Origin of the sequence: Tenacibaculum sp. XPcli2-G, from assembly GCF_024124505.1 — a bacterium.
In the GTDB taxonomy this organism is placed as follows: domain Bacteria; phylum Bacteroidota; class Bacteroidia; order Flavobacteriales; family Flavobacteriaceae; genus Polaribacter; species Polaribacter mesophilus.
The window spans coordinates 176,054-200,640 of the sequence record NZ_JAMXSH010000001.1; the positions used below are offsets into that span (position 1 = coordinate 176,054).

At 31.4% G+C, this 24,587-nt stretch carries 24 protein-coding genes; 12 read left to right on the forward strand and 12 right to left on the reverse strand.

The features are described 5' to 3' along the window. Positions 1-17: 17 nt before the first annotated feature. The 7 genes from NH341_RS00715 to NH341_RS00745 form a co-directional block, all read right to left on the reverse strand. Positions 18-662 carry an NADH:ubiquinone reductase (Na(+)-transporting) subunit D gene (locus tag NH341_RS00715; RefSeq protein ID WP_047788329.1) on the reverse strand — a complete coding sequence of 215 codons (645 nt, stop codon included), beginning with the start codon at positions 660-662 and terminating at the stop codon, positions 18-20. A gap of 2 nt (positions 663-664) precedes the next feature. After that, entirely contained in the window at positions 665-1,405 is a 741-nt protein-coding gene (locus NH341_RS00720; protein WP_047788328.1) for a Na(+)-translocating NADH-quinone reductase subunit C, read from the reverse strand. 2 nt (positions 1,406-1,407) lie between these two features. Continuing rightward, positions 1,408-2,613 carry an NADH:ubiquinone reductase (Na(+)-transporting) subunit B gene (locus NH341_RS00725; RefSeq protein ID WP_047788327.1) on the reverse strand — a complete coding sequence of 402 codons (1,206 nt, stop codon included), beginning with the start codon at positions 2,611-2,613 and terminating at the stop codon, positions 1,408-1,410. A 3-nt stretch (positions 2,614-2,616) separates the two neighbouring features. Further along, entirely contained in the window at positions 2,617-3,969 is a 1,353-nt protein-coding gene (locus NH341_RS00730) for a Na(+)-translocating NADH-quinone reductase subunit A (protein ID WP_073182544.1), read from the reverse strand. 158 nt (positions 3,970-4,127) lie between these two features. Further along, positions 4,128-5,258, reverse strand: a complete 1,131-nt coding sequence (locus NH341_RS00735; RefSeq protein WP_253055447.1) for a cytochrome-c peroxidase — start codon at positions 5,256-5,258, stop codon at positions 4,128-4,130. 31 nt (positions 5,259-5,289) lie between these two features. Further along, positions 5,290-6,510 carry a DUF6850 family outer membrane beta-barrel protein gene (locus NH341_RS00740; RefSeq protein ID WP_253055449.1) on the reverse strand — a complete coding sequence of 407 codons (1,221 nt, stop codon included), beginning with the start codon at positions 6,508-6,510 and terminating at the stop codon, positions 5,290-5,292. Between the two features lie 70 nt (positions 6,511-6,580). Further along, positions 6,581-6,940 carry a hypothetical protein gene (locus tag NH341_RS00745; RefSeq protein WP_152376941.1) on the reverse strand — a complete coding sequence of 120 codons (360 nt, stop codon included), beginning with the start codon at positions 6,938-6,940 and terminating at the stop codon, positions 6,581-6,583. Between the two features lie 216 nt (positions 6,941-7,156). On the opposite strand from NH341_RS00745, the gene NH341_RS00750 reads away from it, so the two are divergent. From NH341_RS00750 to NH341_RS00760, 3 genes are read left to right on the forward strand one after another with little or no spacing between them, the layout of a single operon-like run. After that, positions 7,157-8,392, forward strand: a complete 1,236-nt coding sequence (locus tag NH341_RS00750; protein WP_167712474.1) for a DUF5103 domain-containing protein — start codon at positions 7,157-7,159, stop codon at positions 8,390-8,392. Between the two features lie 51 nt (positions 8,393-8,443). Further along, positions 8,444-8,830 (forward strand): Co2+/Mg2+ efflux protein ApaG, encoded by a 387-nt coding sequence (gene apaG / locus NH341_RS00755; RefSeq protein WP_253055451.1) that lies wholly within the window; start codon positions 8,444-8,446, stop codon positions 8,828-8,830. Beyond that, positions 8,830-9,924 carry a DUF3667 domain-containing protein gene (locus NH341_RS00760; RefSeq protein WP_073182539.1) on the forward strand — a complete coding sequence of 365 codons (1,095 nt, stop codon included), beginning with the start codon at positions 8,830-8,832 and terminating at the stop codon, positions 9,922-9,924. Before apaG ends, NH341_RS00760 begins: the two co-directional genes overlap by 1 nt. Here the strand turns inward: NH341_RS00760 and NH341_RS00765 are convergent. From NH341_RS00765 to NH341_RS00780, 4 genes are read right to left on the reverse strand one after another with little or no spacing between them, the layout of a single operon-like run. Then, the gene (locus NH341_RS00765; RefSeq protein ID WP_253055453.1) at positions 9,921-11,249 is read right to left on the reverse strand and encodes a hypothetical protein; all 1,329 of its coding nucleotides are present in this window, start codon (positions 11,247-11,249) and stop codon (positions 9,921-9,923) included. The genes NH341_RS00760 and NH341_RS00765 overlap by 4 nt on opposite strands. 5 nt (positions 11,250-11,254) lie before the next feature. Continuing rightward, positions 11,255-13,036: a hypothetical protein gene (locus NH341_RS00770; RefSeq protein WP_239178467.1), complete on the reverse strand. Its 1,782-nt coding sequence runs from the start codon at positions 13,034-13,036 to the stop codon at positions 11,255-11,257. A 7-nt stretch (positions 13,037-13,043) separates the two neighbouring features. Next, positions 13,044-13,715 (reverse strand): hypothetical protein, encoded by a 672-nt coding sequence (locus NH341_RS00775; protein ID WP_253055455.1) that lies wholly within the window; start codon positions 13,713-13,715, stop codon positions 13,044-13,046. Between the two features lie 36 nt (positions 13,716-13,751). Continuing rightward, positions 13,752-14,468, reverse strand: a complete 717-nt coding sequence (locus tag NH341_RS00780) for an NRDE family protein (RefSeq protein WP_047788316.1) — start codon at positions 14,466-14,468, stop codon at positions 13,752-13,754. A gap of 139 nt (positions 14,469-14,607) precedes the next feature. Here NH341_RS00780 and pruA point away from each other — a divergent pair, with 139 nt between their 5' ends. The 7 genes from pruA (at position 14,608) to NH341_RS00815 (ending at position 21,313) form a co-directional block, all read left to right on the forward strand. Continuing rightward, positions 14,608-16,233 (forward strand): L-glutamate gamma-semialdehyde dehydrogenase, encoded by a 1,626-nt coding sequence (gene pruA / locus NH341_RS00785; protein ID WP_159509044.1) that lies wholly within the window; start codon positions 14,608-14,610, stop codon positions 16,231-16,233. A 120-nt stretch (positions 16,234-16,353) separates the two neighbouring features. After that, a complete protein-coding gene (locus NH341_RS00790; protein ID WP_159509046.1) occupies positions 16,354-17,265 on the forward strand; it encodes a glutaminase in 912 nt (303 codons plus the stop codon). A 62-nt stretch (positions 17,266-17,327) separates the two neighbouring features. After that, positions 17,328-18,281 carry a hypothetical protein gene (locus NH341_RS00795; protein ID WP_159509048.1) on the forward strand — a complete coding sequence of 318 codons (954 nt, stop codon included), beginning with the start codon at positions 17,328-17,330 and terminating at the stop codon, positions 18,279-18,281. 240 nt (positions 18,282-18,521) lie between these two features. Then, positions 18,522-19,754 (forward strand): DEAD/DEAH box helicase, encoded by a 1,233-nt coding sequence (locus NH341_RS00800; protein WP_253055457.1) that lies wholly within the window; start codon positions 18,522-18,524, stop codon positions 19,752-19,754. An 80-nt stretch (positions 19,755-19,834) separates the two neighbouring features. Further along, positions 19,835-20,164 carry a helix-turn-helix transcriptional regulator gene (locus NH341_RS00805; protein WP_047788311.1) on the forward strand — a complete coding sequence of 110 codons (330 nt, stop codon included), beginning with the start codon at positions 19,835-19,837 and terminating at the stop codon, positions 20,162-20,164. A gap of 50 nt (positions 20,165-20,214) precedes the next feature. Next, on the forward strand, positions 20,215-20,685 hold the full coding sequence (locus NH341_RS00810) for a DUF6428 family protein (RefSeq protein ID WP_073182529.1): 471 nt from the start codon (positions 20,215-20,217) through the stop codon (positions 20,683-20,685). Position 20,686: 1 nt separating this feature from the next. Next, complete coding sequence (locus NH341_RS00815) at positions 20,687-21,313, forward strand: low molecular weight phosphatase family protein (protein ID WP_253055788.1); 627 nt, start codon at positions 20,687-20,689, stop codon at positions 21,311-21,313. On the opposite strand, the gene rsmG is transcribed toward NH341_RS00815, so the two are convergent. Next, positions 21,310-21,939 carry a 16S rRNA (guanine(527)-N(7))-methyltransferase RsmG gene (gene rsmG, locus NH341_RS00820; protein WP_047788308.1) on the reverse strand — a complete coding sequence of 210 codons (630 nt, stop codon included), beginning with the start codon at positions 21,937-21,939 and terminating at the stop codon, positions 21,310-21,312. The two genes, NH341_RS00815 and rsmG, sit on opposite strands and share 4 nt — an antisense overlap. Before the next feature lie 298 nt (positions 21,940-22,237). Between rsmG and NH341_RS00825 the strand changes: the two genes are divergently transcribed. After that, the gene (locus tag NH341_RS00825) at positions 22,238-23,329 is read left to right on the forward strand and encodes an acyl-CoA desaturase (protein ID WP_125066569.1); all 1,092 of its coding nucleotides are present in this window, start codon (positions 22,238-22,240) and stop codon (positions 23,327-23,329) included. A 24-nt stretch (positions 23,330-23,353) separates the two neighbouring features. Continuing rightward, positions 23,354-24,541, forward strand: a complete 1,188-nt coding sequence (locus NH341_RS00830) for a pyridoxal phosphate-dependent aminotransferase (protein ID WP_253055459.1) — start codon at positions 23,354-23,356, stop codon at positions 24,539-24,541. The last annotated feature ends 46 nt before the right edge of the window (positions 24,542-24,587 follow it).

Sequence of the window (24,587 nt, forward strand, 5' to 3'; positions counted from 1 at the left end):
ATGAACACTAACTTAAGTTAGTCTTCTACTAATGCTTTATTTCTTGTACGTTGTACCCAAATAATAATACCTACAACGATTAATGCCATTGGTGATAATAACATAAATCCGTTGTTTTCGTATCCTAAAGCATACAATCCTGTTTTCTCGATAGGATCACCTAATACTTTAAATCCTAATAAAGTACCTGAACCTAATAACTCTCTAAAGAAACCTACAATAATTAAGATTACTGCATATCCTAAGGCATTTCCTATTCCATCTAAAAACGATCTCCAAGGTCCGTTTCCTAAAGCAAAAGCCTCAAAACGTCCCATAATAATACAGTTGGTAATAATTAACCCAATAAAAACCGATAAGGTTTTACTTAAATCGTATGCAAATGCTTTTAACACTTGGTCTACGATAATTACTAAGGTTGCTACTACGATTAACTGTACAATAATTCTAATTTTTGATGGAATAATATTTCTCATTAACGAGATTACTACATTCCCTACTCCTAATACAAATAATACCGATATAGACATTACAATAGAAGCTTTTAACTCTGCTGTAATTGCTAATGCAGAACAAATACCTAATACCTGAATTGTAATTGGGTTATTATCTGCTAATGGATCAGTAATTAACGCTGCGTCTTTTTTTGATAAAAGTCCCATATTTATTTTAATGTTTTAAAGTAAGGTACGTATAAACCTAATTCAGATTTAATCATTGCAGCTACTCCGTCTCCAGTAATAGTTGCTCCTGCAATTGCATCTACCTCGTTATCATTTTTATCTTCATTCTTTGGATCATTGTTCGATTTAGAAACTGCAATTCCTTTAAAAGAACCATTGCTCATTAAATCTTCTCCAATAAAATCGTCCATAAAGTAACGTTGCTTAATGTTAGCCCCTAAACCTGGTGTTTCTCCTTTATGATCGAAAAAAACTCCTTGAACTACCATGTTTTTATCCATTGCAACATATCCCCAAATAGCATCCCAAAGACCTTTACCTCTAATTGGAGCGATATAGAAAGTTTTTCCTTCCTTTTCACCTACAAATAATGGTAATTTTCTTGTTTTTCCTTCTTTAGCTGCTGTTTGTTGCTTTTTTACATCAATTAAATACGCTTTAGAATCTTCAGAAGCATTATCTCCTTCAATTACTAATTGTTTTTTTATGTATTTAGCAAACTCGTCTGCTACTTTATCTTTTGAAACAAACTCTACACTTGTTTCATCGTTTTCGTTTACACCCATTGCATACAAAATGTTTTGCTGCTTCTCGATACGTTTGTTAGCATCGATTGTTGGGCGAAGTGATGACGCTGTAAAAGCTAACAACGCACCCACTACTAGTACCATTCCTATTGCGAACGCTACCGTATATACATTACTATCTGTCTTCTTACTCATAATTAGGCAGTTTTAGCTTTTAAACGTTTTAATCTTCTTTTTACATTACCTTGAACTACGTAATGATCAATTGTTGGAGCAAATACATTCATTAATAAGATTGCTAACATTACTCCTTCTGGATATGCAGGGTTGAATACACGAATCATAATTGAAATAAAACCAATTAAGAATCCATAAATCCATTTTCCTTTGTTAGTTTGTGATGCTGTTACTGGGTCAGTTGCCATGTATACTGCACCAAACGCAAAACCTCCAATTAATAAATGCTTCCAAAAATCTAAACTCATTAATCCGTAAAACTTGCTTGTTTCACCAATCCATCCCATATCAACTACTTGATTGAAGATGAATCCCATTACTAAAGCTCCAATAACTGCAGATAACATAATTCTCCAGCTTCCAATCTTTGTAAAGATTAAGAATAAAGCTCCTAATAAAATTAATAATGTTGAAGTTTCTCCTACAGAACCTGGAATGAACCCAAAGAACATATCAGAAACTGAATAGTTTAATGGTTGCGACTGTGCTAAACTTCCTAAGATAGTTTCTCCTGAAATAGCATCAGCTGTTCCTGCAGCTTCAACAGCTCCTTGAACCCATACTTTATCTCCAGACATCCATGTTGGGTATGCGAAGAATAAGAATGCACGAATAGTTAAGGCAGGGTTTAAGATGTTCATTCCTGTACCTCCAAATACTTCTTTACCAATTATAACTCCAAATGCTACTGCTACTGCTAGCATCCATAATGGTAAATCTACTGGTACAATTAATGGAACTAACATTCCTGTTACCAAGTACCCCTCTTCTATCTCATGCCCTTTGATTATACAAAAAACAAACTCTATTGCTAAACCAACCGCATATGAAACAATTACTAATGGTAATATTTTAACCAAACCTATTAGAAAGTTACTCATATTCCAAAACTCTCCAGAAAAGAAACCTGTTGCATTTGAAACGGCTTCTATTTGAAGATTATGCTGATACCCTGCATTGAACATACCAAAAAGCAAACATGGTATTAATGCCATAATTACCGTATTCATGGTACGTTTTAAGTCATCTGCTGCCTTAATATGAGTTCCGCCGTGCGTTACCTCTTTTGGCATATAAAGAAAAGTATGAAATCCACTAAATAAGGGAAACCACTTTTTTTCTTTATGTTCTTCTCTAAAATTATCTAATTTTTGTTTTAAGCCCATATCTTATCCTAATTCTTCTCTCATTAAATCTAATCCTTCTCGAATTATTTTTTGGTGAGGTTGTTTCGATACACAAATAAATTCTGTTAATGCAAAATCTTCTGGTGCAATTTCGTAAGCCCCTAATCCTTCCATTTCGTCCAGATCTTTATACATACAAGCTTTTAATAATTGCATCGGATAGATGTCTAACGGAAAAATTTCTTCATAAGAACCTGTTACTACAAATGCTCTGTGTTCTCCGTTAGTATTTGTATTTAAGTCATATTTTTTCTTTGGGTTTAACCAAGAAAAAGTTAATGCTCTAGAAGTAGATATTTTGTTAAAAACTGGTTTATTCCATCCAAAAAACTCATAATCATCCCCTTCTGGGATAGCTGTAATTAAGTTATCGTAGTATCCTAAGAAACCATCTTCTTTAACTTCTAAACCACTTAAAACATTTCCACTAATTACACGAGCATTATCAGCCTCTAAATTTCCTTTAACAACATCAGCTATTTGTGCCCCTGCTTTTGCAGTTACATACTGTGGTTTGTTAAATTTAGAACCTGCTAAGGCAACAGTACGAGTAATATTTAACTTCCCTGTTAATAATAGCTCACCTATTACTACTAAGTCTTGAGGCGTAACTACCCACACAACTTCTCCTTTATTAATAGGATCAATTTGTGCTATTTGTGTACTTACATTTCCTACCGGGTGTGGACCTGAAACTTTATGTAGTTCAACTCCTTTCACATCTTTAAATGGTGATAGTGTTGAGTTTTTACCTACAGAAACATGTACTTTACCTGCTGTTAACTTTGTTAACGCTGTTAAAGCTGCTTGTAATTCTGCTTCTTTGCCTTTTAACGCATAATCATAATCAGCTGCTAAAGGCGCACTTGCATAGGCAGATACAAAAATTGCTTTTGGTGCTTGATTAGGATTTGCAACTACGTCATACGGACGTTGTTTTATAAACGGCCAACAACCTGAAGCAAACAAGTGGTTTTTCACCTCTTCTCCAGACATTGTGTCTACATCTTTTTTACCAAAATCTTTGTATTCCTGCTGTGCATCAGCAGTGATTTTAATTGCTAAAACTTTTCTTCGTGCTCCACGAACGATTTCTGTAACTTTACCGCTAACAGGACTAGAAAATAAAACACGCTCGTCACTTTTTGAATAAAAAAGTGCTTCTCCTGCTTTTACTTCTGTACCTTCTTTTGCTAAAATTTTAGGAATAACGCCGTGAAAATCATCTGGCTTTACTGCAAACAAACTACCTAATTGAAGTTCAGTAGTTATCTGTTCTGCCTCGCCAACTAGCTTGATATCCAAGCCCTTCTTAATACGGATGTCTTTTGACATAGGAACTGATTAATTTGATTTTCTTAAAAACACGCAAATTTAAAAATTTTGCATCCCTTTGCAGAACAAAACCTTTCTTATCTTTAAAAAATAACATTATTTATACTTATTCTAAATTAGCTTTTACTTTTTTAAGCTTCTTATTGTAGAACAAACAGTCATCGTGGTACTTCTGGAATCTCCATTTTGTACTTTGTTCCATTTAAAGCTTTTAGAAAAGCTACTAAGTCATTAATTTCTTCATCGGTTAAGTTTAAAGGTTTCATTAACGGGTCTACCACTGGAAACAATGAGTCTTTCTTTTTTTCTTCAAAAGATGGGTTTAACATCTGCATACCACTGTTATACATGTTTACCACTCCTGTTAAGTTATCAAAAAAACCATTGTGCATCCATGGTCTTGTATTAAGTAGATCTCTTAAAGAAGGGGGTAAAAATTTTCCAACATCTTCACTATTCTTCGTAACATTATAACGTCCTAGATCTTCTTGTTCTCTCTTGTAATATGTTAATCCTATATTATGAAATTTTTGATCTGTAAAAAATTGCCCATGATGACAATTCATACATCTTGCTTTTGTTCTAAAAAGATGTAACCCTTTAATTTCAGAATCTGTTAATGCTTTGTAACTTCCTTTCATAAATCTATCTACCTTACTAGGTTGACTTTTTATAGTTCTCTCAAAAGCTGCAATTGCACTTAAAACCTGCTCTATTGTTATATTTTCTTTTTTATAAACCTTTTTAAAAAGCTCTTCATATCTTTTTACTTTTTGAAGCTTACCAGGTAGTTCATCAATATTCATATTCATTTCATTATGAGCTGTTATAGGCCCCAGTGCTTGATTTTCTAAAGAAGCTACTCTACCATCCCAAAAAAAGATTTTTTTTGATGCTACATTTAAAATTGTAGGTGCATTTCTAGAGCTTTGTAAATGATTATGACCCGTAGATTTTTCGGTATGAGTTGCCCATCCCATTTCTGGATGATGACAAGAACTACATGATATTTGATTTGAGGACGATAATTTGGGATCAAAAAAAAGTAGTTTACCTAGCGTAACTTCTGGCTTTTTTATGTCTTCGAAATAATTGTAATTTATTTCTATGGGTTTCATTTCTTGCCACTCAACCCCCTCGTCAATGATTGGTTTTGGCCATTTTGAAATTGGTTTTTTATATAAGTCAACTATGGAATAACCTTGGTTTAATTTTTCTTCTTGTGAATTATGTTGCTTGCATGAATACAACACAAGGATAAGAATAAGGTATTGTAAAAATCGTGTCATTTTTTGTTGCGAAAGAAAATAAGAGTAGCATTTAAAAACTTACTCCTGTTGATATTGTATATAAATTATTTATTGCAGTGTTAACTAGAGCTGTTTCTGTATTAATTCCAACGAAAATATTAATTTTTTCCACTACACTATAATCTAGCTTAAGTTTTACTCCTGAATTAATATAATTAGAGTTTAGCAATTCATTATTTTGATGAAGCATGTTTGATATGGAAACTTGATTATCGTTTCTTAACAAAGATTTCCCTTTTAAAACAGCTTTATAATTAAAGTTTACTACTGCAGAAAACAATATTTTCTCATTAACACTTGTTGTATATCTAGAGACAAATCCGACATTAAGATTATCAACATACTGGTAACTTCTAATTAAAAAATAGTCTTCTTTGTATTTTTGATAGTTAATATATGGAGAGAAGTACATAAAATACTTTTCAGCGTCTTTATAGTAAAGTGTACTTAATTGATAAGTAGTGTTATTTAGTTTGTAATTTTCGTTTTGACCTATAATTTTGAGTGTTGATCCAGTTCTTGAAGAAAGAATAGACTCTAATCCTTTTTTTTCTTGAACCTGATACATTAGTTTAACCCCAAAAGTTTGCCCTTTTTTCGTAAACAATTTTACCAAAGAAGCGTTTATATCGTTACTTTTTAAGCTAGACAACTCTGTAGATACTGCTTCACTTAAAAATTTACTTATTTTCAATTGTTTTGTGTTTACATACAGCCATAAATCATTATTTTTTATTGGCTGTAACTGCATTCCTAAATTAAATCCACTACCATCATAAAAAACACTTTTATAAGTTCCTCTTACAATATCATTAAAATATCCTAAGCCATTTAAATGATAAATCTCGGGTACTGAAATTTGATTAAAAAAACGAATATCATTGGATTGTGTATATTTCTGAAAACCTGCATGAAGCCCTAAGTTAACCCCAAAAAGATCTTTAAAATATACTCCTGATTTTATTTGAAAATTTGAACTTACGTCTTTTACTCTTGGATCTCTACTTCTACTAGCTAAGTTTGCTTTGTATTGTAACTGCGCTCCAAAATCTATTTTTTTAGTCGTTTTTGCATACCCTCCTAAAAAGTGATAACGCTCGTTACTTAAGCTTCCTCCTACCGAATCTGCTGTAATGTATGGATAAATTAAATCATAATCGATAGCTTCATTCCATCGAATACTTTTTTGATTGATGTTTTTATACCCTGCTACCCCATAACTTATGAACACTATCTACAAAATAAAAAGGCTGATTGTCTTTAACAAGACAATCAGCCTTTTTAAAAATAAGTAATAAGTTTTAATTGGCACATACCGACTTAGTAACAATCCACGCAGAACCAGTAGGGGAACACTTCTGAACCAACTTAGCTAATCCACAAGGAAGCTCAGTAACATTCACATAATCTTGAATTATATCTATAGTATAACCATTCATAGTAAAGAAATCCGCATCTCCAGGGAGAGTATATAGATTAAAAGGATAACCTATGTATCGATTCCAACATTGAATTTCTGCTGGCAGTACTTCTTGTGAAATCAGAGGATTAATTGAAATATCACAACCACAATCCTCTGATGATTTACCTTCCACTTTAACTACTTCTTCTTTTTGTTTCAGCAACACATCGTCTTCTATATTGTCTTGACAAGAAAGCACAGCAAGCAATAGCAATAAAAATGGTAAAACTTTAAAGTTTTTCATAATTTCCTAAATTAAGTTATAAGTATGGTTATTTTTTTTGGTTAAATTAGGGTGTAAAACTACAAATAATATTTATTCAATCTAAATAAAAAGTAAGTAAATTAATGTTTTATATATTCGTAGTTTTACAAACTGAATCTTCACGTTTTTTAACGTATTAAGGCTTTATAAATGCGATTATCAAATTATTTTTTATTATTCTTTGCATTGTTATTTTTGAATATTCAAGCTCAAAATGTAAAAACAGTACAACTACGACCTAAAAATAACCCAAACTTTTATGCCCCTATTGTTCGCTTGGGTGATGTTTTAAAATTATCTTTTGATGATTTAGATGCTGATAGCAAACAGTATTTATACAAAATTGAACATATGACTCATGATTGGAGACCCAGTTCAATAACAAGTAATCAATACATTCAGGGTTTTGAACAAAACGAAATCTTCAACTTTACCAATTCCTTTAATACACTCCAACCTTATACTCATTATTCTGTAGAAATCCCTAATGAGAACACAGTTGTCACAAAAAGTGGTAATTATTTAATTTCTGTTTTAGATGAGGATTATAAAGTTGTTTTTACAAGACGCTGTGTCTTTTACGAAGATATTACCACCGTTGGTGTTGCTGCTTTTAGAAGCAGAAATACAACAACAACCAACCAACAACAAACCGTTCAATTTTCAGTTAATCACTCAGGTTTACAAATCAATAATCCTTCTCAAGAAATTAATGTTACATTGTTTCAAAACCATAATTGGAATACAGCTATTACTAATCTTCAACCTATTTTTATAAAACCTCAACAACTTTTATATAATCACACTGTAAAAACTAATTTCTGGGGTGGGAATGAGTTTTTAAATTTTGACACTAAACTGATACGAAACTCTAGTTTAAATGTTGCTAAAGTAGAACGCAAAAACGTATACCACAGCTACCTCTACACAGACGAGCCTAGGGCTGATAAAACATATACCTACAACCCTGATATTAACGGACAGTTTGTTATAAGAACCACTGAACGTGATGTTGTTGACAACAGAGATAACACTGAGGCTGATTATTCTTTAGTTCATTTTTCTTTAGATGCTTTTGAGCCTTACGAAAACAAGGAAGTTTATGTTTATGGAGCTTTTAACAACTACGAATTGTCTGAAGAAAATAAAATGACCTATGACCCTTCTCAGAAAATTTACAAGGCAATTTTACCTTTTAAACAAGGCTTCTACAACTATAGCTACGCTACTTTAAACAAGAAAAAAAACATTGACTTACACGAGGTTAACGGTTCTTTTTATCAAACTGAGAATGAATATACCGTAATTGTTTATTACAGACCTTTTGGTGAAATTTACGATAGAGTAATTGGTGTTGGTTACGGTTTTTTTAACCAAAATAGGTAAGGTATTTATGTAAACGTTGACTAAAAACTGAAAAAGAACTATCTTTATCATATGTTTCAGCAAATTACAAAAGGTATTAAGGTTTCTGTAAAAACGTCTTTTAGAGGCTCAGTTTACAGAGAGCATCGGCAATACTACGCTTTTAGTTATTATGTTTCCATAGAAAATAGTTCGAAAGAAACTGTAAAGCTATTGGAACGTTTTTGGGTTATTTTTGATGCTCTTAACAATACTGAATATGTAGAAGGTGAAGGTGTCGTTGGTGAAACTCCAATCTTAAGACCTAACGATATTTATAATTACAGATCAAATTGCTTTTTACTATCTACTACAGGTGCTATGGGCGGCAATTATAAGATGATTAACATAGAAACTTTTGAGGAATTTCTTGTAATTATTCCTACTTTTCAATTAACCACCTCTTCTATTTTAAATTAATGATTAAGAAAAATAAAGTTCCGGTTATTAAAGATGCTAACTGTTTAAATTGCGGATGTCCTTTTACTAATAACGAAAAGTTTTGTCCTGAATGTGGACAAAAGAATAGAGGTAAGAAAATTACACTAAGTGTTTTTCTTCGTGAACTTTTTGCTGGTTTTTTCTCTTTAGATACTAAGTTTTGGCGAACACTAATCCCTTTACTAATAAGCCCTGGAAAAGTTTCAAAAGACTATATAGAAGGAAAAAGAATTAAATACACAAATCCTTTTCGGTTCTATTTAGCTACATCTATTATTTTTTTCTTAATCATAAGCTTAACAGACAGTTACAAAAAGTTTGAAGAATTAAGGATTGGACGTTCATCTAATATCAAAATAAATAATGATGACTCAGAGGATATTCAAGTAGATTTGGACTCTATCCAAAGTATCGTTTTTAAACAACTTGAAGAACAAGACTCTATTGACACTAAACAAACTGAAACTGATTCTACTAAAGTTTCGTATAATATAAAACCAAAAACAGTTAAATCAAATCTTAGTAATTCTTTTGATATTATAGAGTTTATGAAATTTCAAAAGACGCATCCAAAAACCTCTATTGATGCTGCTTTGGACAGTTTACAAGTTACCAAAAATTTTAGCAATCGTTTTTGGTATTCTCGCGCTAAAGTTTTTAATTCAATTTTTTTAGATAGAGATGAAGCAAAGAAGTTTTTCCGTCAGGTACTATCATATGCTTCTATAGCACTTTTTGTTCTACTGCCTTTATTTACTTTATTTTTAAAATTTATTTATATTAGAAAAAAATATACTTACGTAGAGCATCTAGTTTTTGTATTTCATGTACAAACTGTGCTATTTCTTCTTTTTTCAATTTTTTATATTATAGACTTTTTTAAACACTCTAATAACTTTCTTTCTATTTTCTTATTACTTTTTATGGTTTACCTATACATTGCCATGAAAAGGTTTTACAATCAAGGATATTTTAAAACATTTACTAAATATATGCTTGCAAATACGATGTTTTTTATTCTAGCCATGCTTGGATCAGCCGCTATATCTTTTGCTGCATTTGCCCTGTATTAATTCAAGGCTTGTAAAAAAAAGTTTTTTGAAGTGTTTTTTAACTCTACAGTCGCCTTTAACTCGTTGTTATTAGCTACTAATAACTGCATTGTTTTCACTTTACTTAAATATTTATTTTTAATAGAATAAATACCTCTATCCCTATTCTGATAATCAGCCACGTTAAATAAGAAGTAAAATTTATTCTTTTTATTAACCTCTTTAATTGGCTTATCTCCTTTTATTGACACAAATCTTAAACCTTCTTCTTCGCAAAAGCTATAGGTAGTAAAAAAAGGCATTAATGTTAGAATGTCTTCATTATCTAGTTTTTGAATTGCTCTTTTTTCTTCTAAATACCTGCACAAATCATCTCCATCAACTTCTAAAATCACTTTGGGTGTTATTATTTTTTGAATTTCCTTCTTTTCAACCTTATTAAAATCATCATCGTACTCATAAGTTACAATCGTATCTAATTTTTCTACGAAAGAACTAAGATTAAAATCTATCACTCCATCCCATTTATTAGTAACAGAATCTAATGACAATGTTGTTAGCTTTTTAAACTTTTTCTTAAAATCTACACCTAATCTACTTGTTAATACTTCGGTGTTTAATTTCCCTGACACAGTTACTATCGAACTACCCACTGAAGACGCTTTAAATGGCTTAAACAAGTTATTCTCTTCACTTAACTCTCCTTGAATCTTTAAACCACCTCCATCTGCAGAAAATTCAAAAAAGTCTCCTTGCAAAGTACTTATAACTATTGGCTGTTTACTATCCTTTATCCGCCTTAAGATTAAGTCGTTTTCAGAAAAATAGTTTTCATGACTTAGTTTAGATAATAACTGAGGGAGTATTTGTGCTCCTTTATATTTTTTTAATAGTACTTGCAAAGAATTACCTTTCACTACACAACTTATTACCCCTTTACTATAAACAGTTGTCTTATTTATATTTTTGACTGCAAATCCTTCTTCTTTTAAAGCTTCTTCAAAATTTTGTTTTACAACTATTGGGCTACTAATAAAAAAGTTTTTAAACTCTTGTTCATTAGTATAAAAAAACAAACTAGGAGGCACTTCTACCTCATCTAACCATGTTGTTTTATTTTTTGCTTTTTTGCTTGTAGATTTCTTGAAGTCTAACTGAGAAAGTGGATGTTTTAAAAAACTACTAAGTATACTATACTCTATTTCTCTAAGATTGAGGTAAACTATAGTTTCAGCTGAAGTTGGTACTTTTTTTTCATAAATTACGGTTGGATTATATCTAAAAAATCCAACCGTAACTATAATACAGCATACTGTTACAAGTATATATGCTATTCTTTTTATCATTTAGCTTATTTCGCTACTGTATTGATAAATTCTAACAATAATTTTAACGTGTTCTCTTCTGTTCCTTGTGTAGATATTTTTAATTCAGAAGAAATTGTGTTTCCTTTCATTCTAGACACTCTAAATACTCCATCATTTAAGTTATCTGTTGAAAAGCGCATTGCCTCTTTTTCCGATTTACTCATCCATTTATTAGGAATTTTATTTAAAACCGCATTTACATCTACAAAAAGCACTGTTGAGTTGTCTCTAACCAACTTACTATGTTTTTTTGTGTTAAAATTATTATTACCACTAGCAATACTTAACGCATTCGTTTTTGATGTAGTTAAGTACAATACATCATTTTTAACTACTGAATATAAATCAAATGGTATATCAGACTTTTTAGTTTTAAACTTTACTACGTTATTTTCAATCTCAACTGCTTTATGCTTTTCCCCTAATTTGAAAAACTTATTCAATAAATCTTCTTCTTCTGAACCAATCATCAACGTAAAATCAGGAATGAACTCTTCTTTTGTTTTTGTTACTTCTTTACGCTTATAATCTTTATCATATTCGTAAGTAGTGTACTCTACTTCTTGTTTAGAAAAATCGTTCAATACTAAAAGAGCATCTCCAGTAACTAATCTACCTACTGCTTTTTCATCTATAACTAAAGAAAATAAATCACCTACAAGTTCCATTTCTTCTTGAAATTTAGGTAAAATACCTCCGTACATCTTATGTAATAATTCTGGATATTCCTTTAATGTTTCTTCAGTATCTATAGAAATACTCCAAAAAGCTAATGCTTTATCATGATCAAAGCTATTAACTAAATTGCTACTCATTTTTTTATTATAAATCTTCTTAAAAGATTTCTTCATATCAGAACTAACCGACATATCTAATAAAATTCTTGCATCACTTTTATCAAAAAACAAATTAGCAGTTACTTCTTCAACTCCATAAATATTTTGATTTCCTCCTTCAGCATACATAGGATATAGATAACCTCCAAAAGACTTAAATAAGTCTGTCATTAACATTCCATAGTTACGAATCCAAAGTGTTGCCGATGCATTTTTCTTTTTACTCTTTTGAAACTTTTTATTAGTAGCAATAGACATTATAACATTCTTATTAAATAGGTCTAGCACATATTTTTTTGTCCAATCTTTACCTATTCTTTTTCTGAAGTTGTAACCAAACTCTCCTTCTTCTTTAAGCTTATCTAGACGTTCTTTATGAGTTGAGAAATATCCTCTTGACGCATCACCGTTTACCAATAAAAGGTAATCATCGTTCCATATTCTAATATCACTTCGTCCTTCAATAATATTATAACCCTCCATTCTCCTTATTTTCTTCTTATTTCGTTTACTTAACATAGACTCAAAGAGCTCTCTATCTTTCAACTCCACATAAAAGTTATGGTATGAAATACTATCTGTTTTACTAAAGAAATAATAGGCATTTGACTTAATATCTATCCCTGCATTAGCTACTGAAGAAACTTTTTTTCTCTCTTCTATATCTTTTGAGTCTTCTTTCTTTTCATCTGACTCTGACTCAACTACAGATTCTACTCTGTAAATATTATTATCTCTATTTAAATCCTTTAAAATTTCTTTTCCAATAGCATTTTTGTCAATATCTGATACTTCTATCAATTTAAATAAATTTTCTGCGTTTGCAGAAACTAACACATCTATGTTGTTAGGTATCTTAGACTCTAGTCGTTGAGCCTGTATAACTGTAAGTATATTTAAAAACAGTAGTGTAGCAATAATTTTTTTCATCCTAAATTTAATTCTCTAATTGTATTTTATTTTTGATTGTTTGTTTGTTTGCTATGATGTCTTGTGCCTGTAAATGCAACATAATAGCTTTTTTACTTTTTGATATTCTTGCTTTGTTGTTTTCTGTATATTTTATAGGTGTTTCAAACCTATACACACTGGTGTAAGTTGCAGTTTCAAATACTTTACGGTCTTGATTTTTTGTTTTTCTAAACTCTTTTCCTAGATCAAAATGATGACTGCGTGTAAATGTTTTACTTTTTTCATTAAAGGTAAAATGTTTATTCTTTTTAATAGCTTCTATATGTTTCTTTGAGCTAAAATTAGCTATTACTTCATTTAAAGCTTCTACATTATCAAAATCACACGAAACTGTAATAATAAACTCATTAAAATCTAACGTGTTTTTTACGTTATGAACTCCTTTTGTTCCTTTAATTTTAGAAACTATTTCTTGTACTTTTTTTCTTATAGTTACTTTTGAAGGTACTTTATAGCCATTAATACTGTCAAGTAGCATTATAGAAGCTAGCTTTGTTTTACTTTTACTTAAGTTAATGGTAAGTACAGCACTTCCTGAGCCATCTTTATTAAAACTCACTTCTTCAACAAACTCAAAACAGCTAGTAAATAAAAGGATAGAAATTGTAGAAAATAGCAATAATATTTTTTTATTCATAAAAACTTTTTTTGCAAAGATATTAAATCGCTTTTATTACAAACTAATGATTTCGACTCCTATTTTGTTAATATTTGAATGCAGGTCGTAGTAGCTCATGGTAAGTTGCTTTTCTTTTTTTATTACTGAAGTTACACTAACAGTTTCTACACTTTGACGCTTCATCTTTAATGACACTTCTTTATTACCTCTAGTTTCATCTTGATGAAAATTAATTATACCTGATTGATGAAACTCTTTGTTGTTGGATAACCAATCTGCAAACCACTCTTTTCTTAGCTGTTTCATTTCATCAGTATATAGTGTAGATGATGACCATATTTTAGGAGTTTTACCTAGCTCTTGAAAATGTTTTTTAACTCCATCCCAAACCAATTCATACGCTTGCAACCCATTATTCCAATCAACTAACACAATGGTAAAAGGCTCAATTCCTTCAAAGTCAAAGTGATTGATAATTTCAACAGGATCATCAACTTTTAATAACTGCTTTACAATCACTCCCCTACTCATTCGGTACGATTCTGCTCTTTGGTGTTTTGTAAACCCTCCATTTAGCAAACAAATCAATCTATTTTTTTCACTTAACCCTATCCATGTACCTCCAGCTAATTCATCTTTAGGGTATGTTAACTTCACTCCTTCTTCAACATACGTTTTTGGTGCAATCGTTTTTCGTTTCGGGTCTTCATCTCTATTTGATGTTAATATAAAATTATTATTCCCTAAAGGTAAATAAGTTACCGTACACATATTGTTTTACTTTTATATAATTCCAGCCTTATGTCCATTTAAATATTCCTAAAATAACCGTAACTTTGTCATTTAGGAAAGTCTGAGATAGACTTTTCAATAACAAAGAAAGAAATTTAATTCAACAAACAACATACAAATGGGAAAAGGATTTTTTCACGTACCAACTGCCATTAACGAACCGGTAAAAGGATATGCTCCAGGATCTTCAGAGCGCGAAGCCGTTTCAAAACAATACAAAGAATATTTTAACGGATCTGTAGATGTACCAATGTACATCGGTAACGAAGAGGTTAGAACAGGAAATACTCGTAATATGACACCTCCACACGACCACCAACATGTGGTAGGACAATATCATATTGGAGACAAAACACATGCAGAAAAAGCAATTGCTAATGCTTTAGAAGCTCGTACGGAATGGGCGCAAATGCCATGGGAACAAAGAGCTGCTATCTTTTTACGTGCTGCTGAGTTAATTGCTGGTCCTTATCGTGCAAAGATTAACGCTGCAACTATGATTGCACAATCTAAAACTGTTCACCAAGCTGAGATTGATGCTGCTTGTGAATTAATTGACTTTTTACGTTTTAACGTAGAATATATGTCTGAAATTTACAACGAACAACCAAACTCTGACGACGGAATTTGGAACCGTGTTGAATACCGTCCGTTAGAAGGGTTTGTATATGCAATTACTCCATTTAACTTTACTGCAATTGCTGCAAACTTGCCTGCATCAGCTGCAATGATGGGGAATGTTGTAGTATGGAAACCATCTGATAGCCAAATTTTCTCTGCAAAAGTAATTGTAGATGTATTTAAAGAAGCTGGTGTACCAGACGGTGTTATCAACGTAATTTATGGTGATCCTGTTGAAATTACTGATGTAGTTTTATCTTCTCCTGATTTCGCTGGAATCCACTTTACAGGTTCTACTTATGTATTTAAGGAATTATGGAAAAAGATTGGTGAAAACATTCACACATATAAAACCTACCCAAGAATTGTAGGAGAAACTGGTGGTAAAGATTTTATCATTGCACACCCTTCTGCTAACCCAAAACAAGTAGCTACAGGTATTTCTCGTGGTGCTTTTGAATTCCAAGGTCAAAAATGTTCTGCGGCTTCAAGAGTATACTTACCAAAATCGTTAGCTGAAGAAACCTTAAACTATGTAAAAGAAGACATCGCTTCTTTTAAAATGGGTTCTCCAGAAGACATGAGTAACTTTATTACTGCAGTAATTCACGAAGGTTCTTTTGATAAGTTAGCAAAATATATCGACCAAGCTAAAGCCGATGCTGATGCTGAAATTATTGCTGGTGGTAACTATGATAAATCAAAAGGATATTTTATTGAGCCAACGGTTATCTTAACAACCAACCCTAAATATACGACTATGGAAACTGAGTTATTTGGTCCTGTAGTAACTATTTATGTGTATGAAGATGCAGATTGGGCTGATACGTTAAAATTAGTTGACGGAACTTCTGAGTACGCTTTAACAGGTGCTGTATTCTCAACAGATCGTTATGCTGTTGCTGAAGCTACGAAAGCATTAGAAAACTGTGCTGGTAACTTCTATGTAAACGATAAGCCAACAGGAGCTGTTGTAGGGCAACAACCATTTGGTGGAGCAAGAGCTTCAGGAACGAACGATAAAGCAGGATCTGCTCAAAACTTATTACGTTGGGTATCTCCTCGTTTAATCAAAGAAACATTTGTTTCTCCAACTGATTATCGTTACCCTTTCTTAGGATAAAATATTCCGATTACGGAAATTTACTATAAGTTAAAAGCAACCTCAATGAGGTTGCTTTTTTATTTGTTTTCAAACAGAATTCAACTAATTTCGTTTAACACATATTAGCGTTTATAAACAATGAATTATAAAGAAATACTTGAAGCTGTATATCAAAAAATAGCTCCTATTGAAAATATTGGGGAGCTAGCTACCTATATTCCTGAATTAGCTACCATTGATGCTGATAAATTTGGCGTATATATTTCAACAGTTACTAACACCAATTTTGGTTTAGGAAACTTTCAAGAAAAATTCTCTATTCAAAGTATTGCTAAAGTATTATCACTTTGTTTGGCTTATAAACATCTTGGTGAATCTATTTGGGACAGATTGGGTGTAGAACCCTCTGGTAACAGTTTCAATTCACTTGTTCAATTAGAAACTGACAATGGTATTCCTAGAAATCCGTTTATCAACGCAGGTGCTATTGTAATTGCCGATATTTTAATTAGCAGCTTAGTAAATCCGAAAGAAGATTTATTGAATTTCATTAAAAGTCTTTCTAAAAATAAAGACATTGACTACTCTGCAAAAATTGCGGCTTCAGAAAAATCGGTAGGCTACAGAAATGTGGCTTTGTGCAATTTTATTAAGTCTTACGGAAATATATACAACGACCCTGAAGTGGTGCTTGATTTCTATTTCGATTTATGTTCGTTGGAATTGACTTGCGAACAACTTTCTGAATTGTTTTTCTTCTTAGCCAATAACGGACAAACCAGACAGGAAGAACAAATATTGACCAAAAGTCAATCGAAAAGAATTAATGCACTAATGCAAACTTGTGGGTTTTATGACGAATCTGGTGAGTTTGCTTTTAAAGTTGGACTCGCAGGTAAAAGCGGAGTTGGCGGTGGTATTATTGCCATACACCCTAACCAGTATGCCATTGCTGTATGGAGCCCTAAATTGAACAAAAAAGGAAATTCTTACAGAGGAATGCGCTTTTTAGAAGAGTTTACCACACTCTCTGAACAGTCTATTTTTTAGCTAAATAAACATAACTAACATGATTCATTAAAACAGACTTATAATTCCTAAAACTATATATAATGGGTTCAAAACATAAAACAGAAGAAAGAATTTTTAAGCAAGTTTATGATACAGATTTATTTTTTAATTATGAGCACAAAGACAAACCTGATTTCTGGATAAATACAAGTTTAGAATATAAATTTGGTGTAGAAATTACGGAACTATTTGAAAATGAATCCTCAGCTAGGTTAGAGAAAATAGACACTTATACAGAAGAACTTTTAGATAGTAAAAAGTTTCGCCACAAAACTGATAAAAAAGAAATTATTCTTGACTCAATAAAAATTCTTGATAAAAAAGGTAATTATATTTTAGAGACTGAAGCTATTGTAAGAGAAATACCATGTTTAAACACCTATATCGACCACTTAATAAATTGTGTATCAAAAAAATCAAGAAAAAGTCTTGAGTATAACTCTAACTTGAACTATAATAATTTAATTATAAATGACCATATAAATTCTTTATCATTAATAGATAAAAATAAATTAAGCGAATATCTTTTTACGGATAAGTTTAAACAGTGTTTATTGAACTGTTCGTTTGAGGAAGTTTTTTTAATAACGGAAATAAAAAATGAAAAAAATTACTTTCCTCTTAAAAGAATCTTATACCTATATCATATTTATTTTTTTCAAAACATAATAAATAGACTTCATAAATCTGGAGAAAATTTATCAGAAGAATATTATTATTCATTTTTAAAAGAGTTCTTGGAATATAATGGTTTTTTAAATTTAAAACTGAAAAACAAAAAAGATAAATTTGAATTAATTTATGGAATGACTGGATATCACCTTTTCAACAACTCAGTTCAATTAACTTTGTATGAAGAAATAAATATTGATAAATTTCATGAAAACCATATTCAAAAAAAATATATAACTAAAAAAGTTGAAAAAATAATAAATGAGGAAAAATCTAAATTTAGTTTTTCCTGTGGATTAGGGGAAAAGATTGAACAAAAATAACTACACTCAGCGCTTTAAATTATCCAACCTTATCCCTTATTTCATTAATATTAACTCAACTCAATTTTCATATTTAAGTACAACCATTTGACAGAAACATCAAATGATTTTCTGTTTACCAATTTATAATAATCAATCTAAGTTTAACTAATCCGTTGACAAAACTTACCAAAACACACAACAGTATAAAATAAATTTTTCATTCTCTGTTTTAGCCTACCTTTGCAAAAAAATATTTGAATGCAGTTTACAGACTTACAACTCAATAAATCTATCTTAAAAGCGCTTACGGAAGAAAGGCATCACAAACCAACTTTAGTACAACAAAAAGTAATTCCGTTAGTACTCAATAAAAAAGATGTGATTGTAGCTGCACAAACAGGTACTGGTAAAACTGCTGCTTTTGCGTTACCTATTATTCAAGAGCTTTCTAAGGAAGATGATGTTGAAAAAAGAGCAAAAAAAATCAAAGCTTTAATTGTAGGTCCTACTCGAGAACTAGCTATTCAAATTGAAGAAAATTTTAAAGCATATAGTAAGTACACCAACTTAAGAAGTACTGTTATATACGGTGGTATGTCTACACAACCTCAAAAAGATGTGTTAGAAAAAGGGGTAGATATTTTAATCGCTACACCAGGTCGTTTTATCGACTTACACAAACAAGGTAGTATTGATGTACGTCAGTTAACGACTTTTGTTTTAGACGAAGCTGATTTAATGTTAGATATGGGCTTTATTGACGATGTAAGAAAGATTGAAGAATTATGTCCACGTAAAAAACAAACCTTACTATTTTCTGCAACAATGCCTGACAAAGTAAATGACTTGGCTCAATCAATGTTATACAAGCCAGAGAAGATAGACATTTCACCTGCAGAAACCACTTCAAAAAATATTGGTCAGTTACTATACTACACCCCTAAAAAGCATAAGGTCGATTTGTGTTTGCACTTATTACGCAATACCATAAAAGGTCGTATTATTATATTTCGTCGTACCAAATTTGGGGTTGACAAATTGGAGAAAACTCTTCAAAAAAACGGATACAAAGCTACCAGTGTACATGGTGATAAGTCACAAAACTTACGAAACCAAGCTATTGAGGATTTCAAAAACAACAAAGCCAACATTTTAATTGCTACCGATGTTGCTGCTCGTGGAATTGACGTTAGTAAAGTAGATGCGGTTATTAATGTTGACTTACCTAACATTCCTGAAACCTACGTACACCGAATTGGTAGAACTGGTAGAGCAGGTAAATCTGGAATCGCCTTTTCGCTATGTAGTGCCGATGAAACTTCGTACATTAAAGCTATTCAAAAGTTTATGGATAGAACTATAAAAATTATAGAAGACCATCCATTCCCTCTAGCTAAACCAAAGAAGAAAAAACAACCCAATACCATTAGCAAACATAAAAAAGGAAGAAAATCAGAAGCTTCTAAAAAGAAGAAAAAACGCTGGTATTAAACTTTTTATAAAAATTTTAACTTTTAAAGTTTTGTAAAAACCATTACTTAATCGTAATATTGCAATTAAATATTTAATAAATGGGATTAACTAAATCTGAAATTTTTTCTGAAGAGCAAAACCAATTGGCCTCTATTGCGAAAGTATTAGGACACCCTGCTCGTATTGCCATTTTACAACATTTATTCAAACTAAATTCTTGTGTTTGTGGTGATTTAGTAAATGAAATAGGTTTAGCGCAACCTACTATTTCGCAACATTTAAAAGAATTAAAAAAAATAGGAATTATTAAAGGAACTATTGAAGGCACAAGTGTTTGTTATTGCATAAATCCAGCTAAATGGCAAGAAACAAAAACTTTATTATCTTCATTTTTAAATCTTGACATAAAAGACATGTCGTGCTGCTAAAAAAATTTAAACTCATTAATCGTAATATTGCAATATAAAAATATATTAAAATGAATTTATCTGAAATAAAAAAACATCTAGAAAACTTAAAAACTATTGCTTTTCAACTTCCTGATGGTAGTTTGGTCCCTAACCATTTTCATGTGACGGAAGTTGGTAGAGTTACTAAAAACTTTATCGATTGTGGTGGAGTGGTAAGAAATGAAGAAGTGGTTAACTTTCAGCTTTGGAACGCTAATGATTATGATCATCGATTACACCCTGAGAAACTAATATCTATTATAGAATTATCTGAAAAGACATTAAACATTTCACCTAACTTAGAAATTGAAGTGGAATATCAAGGAAGTACGATTGGTAAATACGGACTAGATTTTGACGGAACCTACTTTTTACTAACAACAAAACAAACAGATTGTTTGGCGAAAGATAACTGCGGAATTCCACAAGAAAAACCAAGAGTAAAGCTATCTGACTTACAAAAACAAACTACTTGTGAACCTAACTCTGGATGCTGCTAATATGAAAACACAAACCTCAACACTATTTACTGAAATACAACAAACTCTTTCAAGTTTACCAACTGTTTCGGAAGAGCGAAAACAAGTTTTACAACCGCTTATAAGTTACATTCAAGAAAAACTGGATAATAAAGGACTTATAAACCTGAATTTTATTTGTACTCATAATTCAAGAAGAAGTCATTTGTCGCAAGTATGGGCACAAACGATGACTTTTTATTATCAAATACCAAATGTAAACGCATACTCTGGCGGTACAGAAGCTACAGAGATGAACGAAATAGTAGCAAGCACTTTGGTTGATAACGGATTTCAAATTCAACAATTATCTGATGGAACAAATCCCATATACGCGGTAAAATATGCTGATAACGCATCACCTATTATAGGTTTTTCTAAAAAGTATGATAATGACTTTAATCCAAGCTCAGCTTTTTGCGCTATCATGACTTGTTCACAAGCCGATGAAGGTTGTCCATTCATTGCTGGTGCTGATAAAAGAGTACCTGTTACTTATGAAGACCCTAAACTATATGATGGTACACCTTTAGAAAAAGAGAAATACTTAGAGCGTAGCCTACAAATTGCTGCTGAAATGCACTATGTTTTTTCTTCTGTAAAAGCTTAACCTTTATATTTCATAGGTAAATGCACCACTTTTTTAGTTTCGAAGAAATCTTCTTCAAAAAAGTCTGGTAAATCATAAATGGTGGCTTTAGGAAAGTTCGCAAGTTCTTCCGTAAGGTCACCACCTTTTAAATATAAGATTCCGTTTTTAAGTGCATGATTTTGTTTTTTATGCACTTTATTTTTCACCCAACGGTGAAATGTTTCCATTTGCGCTACCGCTCTACTTACAATAAAATCGTACGTATCATCAACTTCTTCAACACGCCCATGAGTTGTTTTTACATTCTGTAAACCTAAACCTTCAGCAACTTCATTTACTACTTTAATTTTCTTTCCGATAGAATCTACCAAATGAAATTGGGTTTCAGGAAATAAAATAGCTAACGGAATTCCTGGAAAACCTCCTCCTGTACCTACATCCATCACTTTGGCTCCAGCTTTAAACTCCATCACCTTTGCAATTCCTAACGAATGTAATACGTGACGTAAATACAACTCATCAATATCTTTACGAGAAACTACATTAATTTTTAAGTTCCAGTCTTCATACAATTCTTGCAACTTAGAAAATTGCTCTAATTGTGTTTCCGATAAATTGTCAAAGTATTTTTTTACAAGTTTCAAACCAATCTGTATTTAAATTAAGCACTTACTTTTTTAGGTAACCTATTGAGACATATTAATCAGTACAAAATACTACCTACTATAAAATTTCTTCTCTTTTGGTATTACAACAGACTCTGTCTATTCAATAATTCCTCTATAGGAGGATTCCATGAAGTGATTTTTTCCGTTGCAAAAATAAAAAACTAATTGGTATTGTTAATTTTTCTGCAAAAGATATTAATCTAGTTAAAAAGTTAAGCTTTAGCAATAACCGTGAACCAAAAACGTTTATTTTTGCGGTACAAACAAACAATAAATGAAGACAGTAAACTTCTCAAGAATAGACAAAGCCAAGTTTTTTAGAACTCTGAATAAAAGAGTTAACACTTACTTTAAAGAAAACAACATTAAGCGTACAGGTAACTGGAAACTATATTCAAAAGCTATCATTATGTTAGCTACTTTTATCGTTCCATTCATATTAATTTTAACTGTTGATATGTCGCAATGGATAAAATTAGCTCTTGCTATTGTAATGGGTATTGGAATGGCTGGAGTAGGAATGAATGTGATGCACGATGCCAATCACGAATCTTTTTCTAGTAAAAAATGGGTAAATAAGCTTTTTGGAAGCAGTATTTATATTTTAGCAGGTAACGTGTATAACTGGAAAGTACAACACAATGTATTACACCATACTTATACTAACATTCAAGATCATGATGAAGATATGGATGCTGGTAGAATTATCCGTTTTTCAAAACACACACAATGGTTATGGATTCATAAATTCCAAAAATATTATTCAATCTTTTTATACGGATTGTTAACGATTAACTGGGCAATTACTACTGATTTTAAACAAATGCACAGTTACTTAAAGCGAAAGTTATCGTATGGAGAATTTCCAAATCCAGCTAAAGAATGGACAAAACTAGTAGTTTCGAAAGTTATTTATTATTCACTTTGGATTGTATTACCAATTGCAGTAATGAATGTTGCTTGGTGGAAAGTATTAATCGGATTTTTTGTAATGCACTATACTGCAGGAATCATTTTAAGCGTGGTTTTCCAATTAGCACACATTGTTCCTAAAACAGAAACCCCTTTACCAGATGAAGATGGTAATATGAAAAACACTTGGGCTATTCACCAATTATATACTACAGCAAATTTTGCTCCTAAAAATTGGTTTATCAACTTTTACACAGGTGGATTAAATCATCAAGTAGAGCACCACATTTTCCCAAATATTTCTCATATTCACTATAATAAGTTAGCTCAAATTGTAAAAGAAACTGCTAAGGAATTTAACCTTCCTTATAATGAGTATAAAACTACACGTAAAGCAGTTATAGAGCATTTTAGACACTTAGCTGAATTAGGAAAAAAACCGCAATTAGCATAAATCAACATACAACATAACAACACAATGTCAAACGCATTATCAAACAGAATTCAAAGTTTACCAGTATCGCAAACTTTAGCAATGGCTGCTAAAGCGAGAGAATTAAAAGCTCAAGGCAAAGACATCATTAGTTTAAGTTTAGGAGAACCAGATTTTAACACTCCTGATTTTATTAAAAATGCTGCAATTGAAGCTATTAATCAAGATTATAACTCTTACACTCCAGTTGACGGGTATGTAGAGTTAAAAGAAGCTATTTGCGAGAAGTTTAAACGTGATAATAACTTAACTTATGCTCCAAACCAAGTAGTTGTTTCTACAGGAGCAAAACAATCTATTGCTAACGTAGCTCAGGTGTTATTAAACCCTGGTGATGAAGTATTATTACCGGCTCCATATTGGGTAAGTTATTCTGCAATTGCAACTTTGTGTGAGGCTAAGTTTACCGAAATTCCTTCTTCTATTGAAAACGATTTCAAAATCACTCCAGAACAATTAGAAGCCGCTATTTCACCAAAAACAAAAATGATTTTCTTTAACTCGCCAAACAACCCAAGTGGAACAATTTATAGCGAGGAAGAATACAGAGCATTGGCTAAAGTATTAGAAAAGCATCCGGATATTTATATTTTATCTGACGAAATATATGAGCACATTAACTACGGAACAAAACCATTTAGTTTTGCTGCTATTGAAAGTATGTACGATCGTACCATTACCGTGAACGGTTTAGCGAAAGCTTTTGCAATGACAGGATGGAGAATCGGTTATATTGGTGCTCCTGAATGGATTGCTAAGGCATGTACAAAAATGCAAGGTCAAATTACCTCAGGAACCAACTGTATTGCACAACGTGCTGCAATTACAGCTGTAAAAGCATCGCCAGAAAAAGTACAGTACATGGTAGATGAGTTTAAAAATCGTAGAGATTTAGTGTTACAGTTATTAGGAGAAATTGATGGATTTAAATTAAACGTACCTGAAGGTGCTTTTTATGTGTTCCCCGACATTTCTGATTTCTTTGGAAAAACAATCCAAGGAAAAGAAATTAAAGATGCAAATGATTTTTCTATGCTATTATTAGAAAAAGCAAATGTAGCTACAGTAACTGGTGAAGCTTTTGGTGCACCAAAATGTGTTCGTTTATCATATGCTGCTTCTGAATTACAATTACGTGAAGCAATTAAAAGAATAAAAGAAGTTTTAAGCTAATTAATTTAAACAATTAAACATAAAAAAATCCGTAAGATGTTTCTTA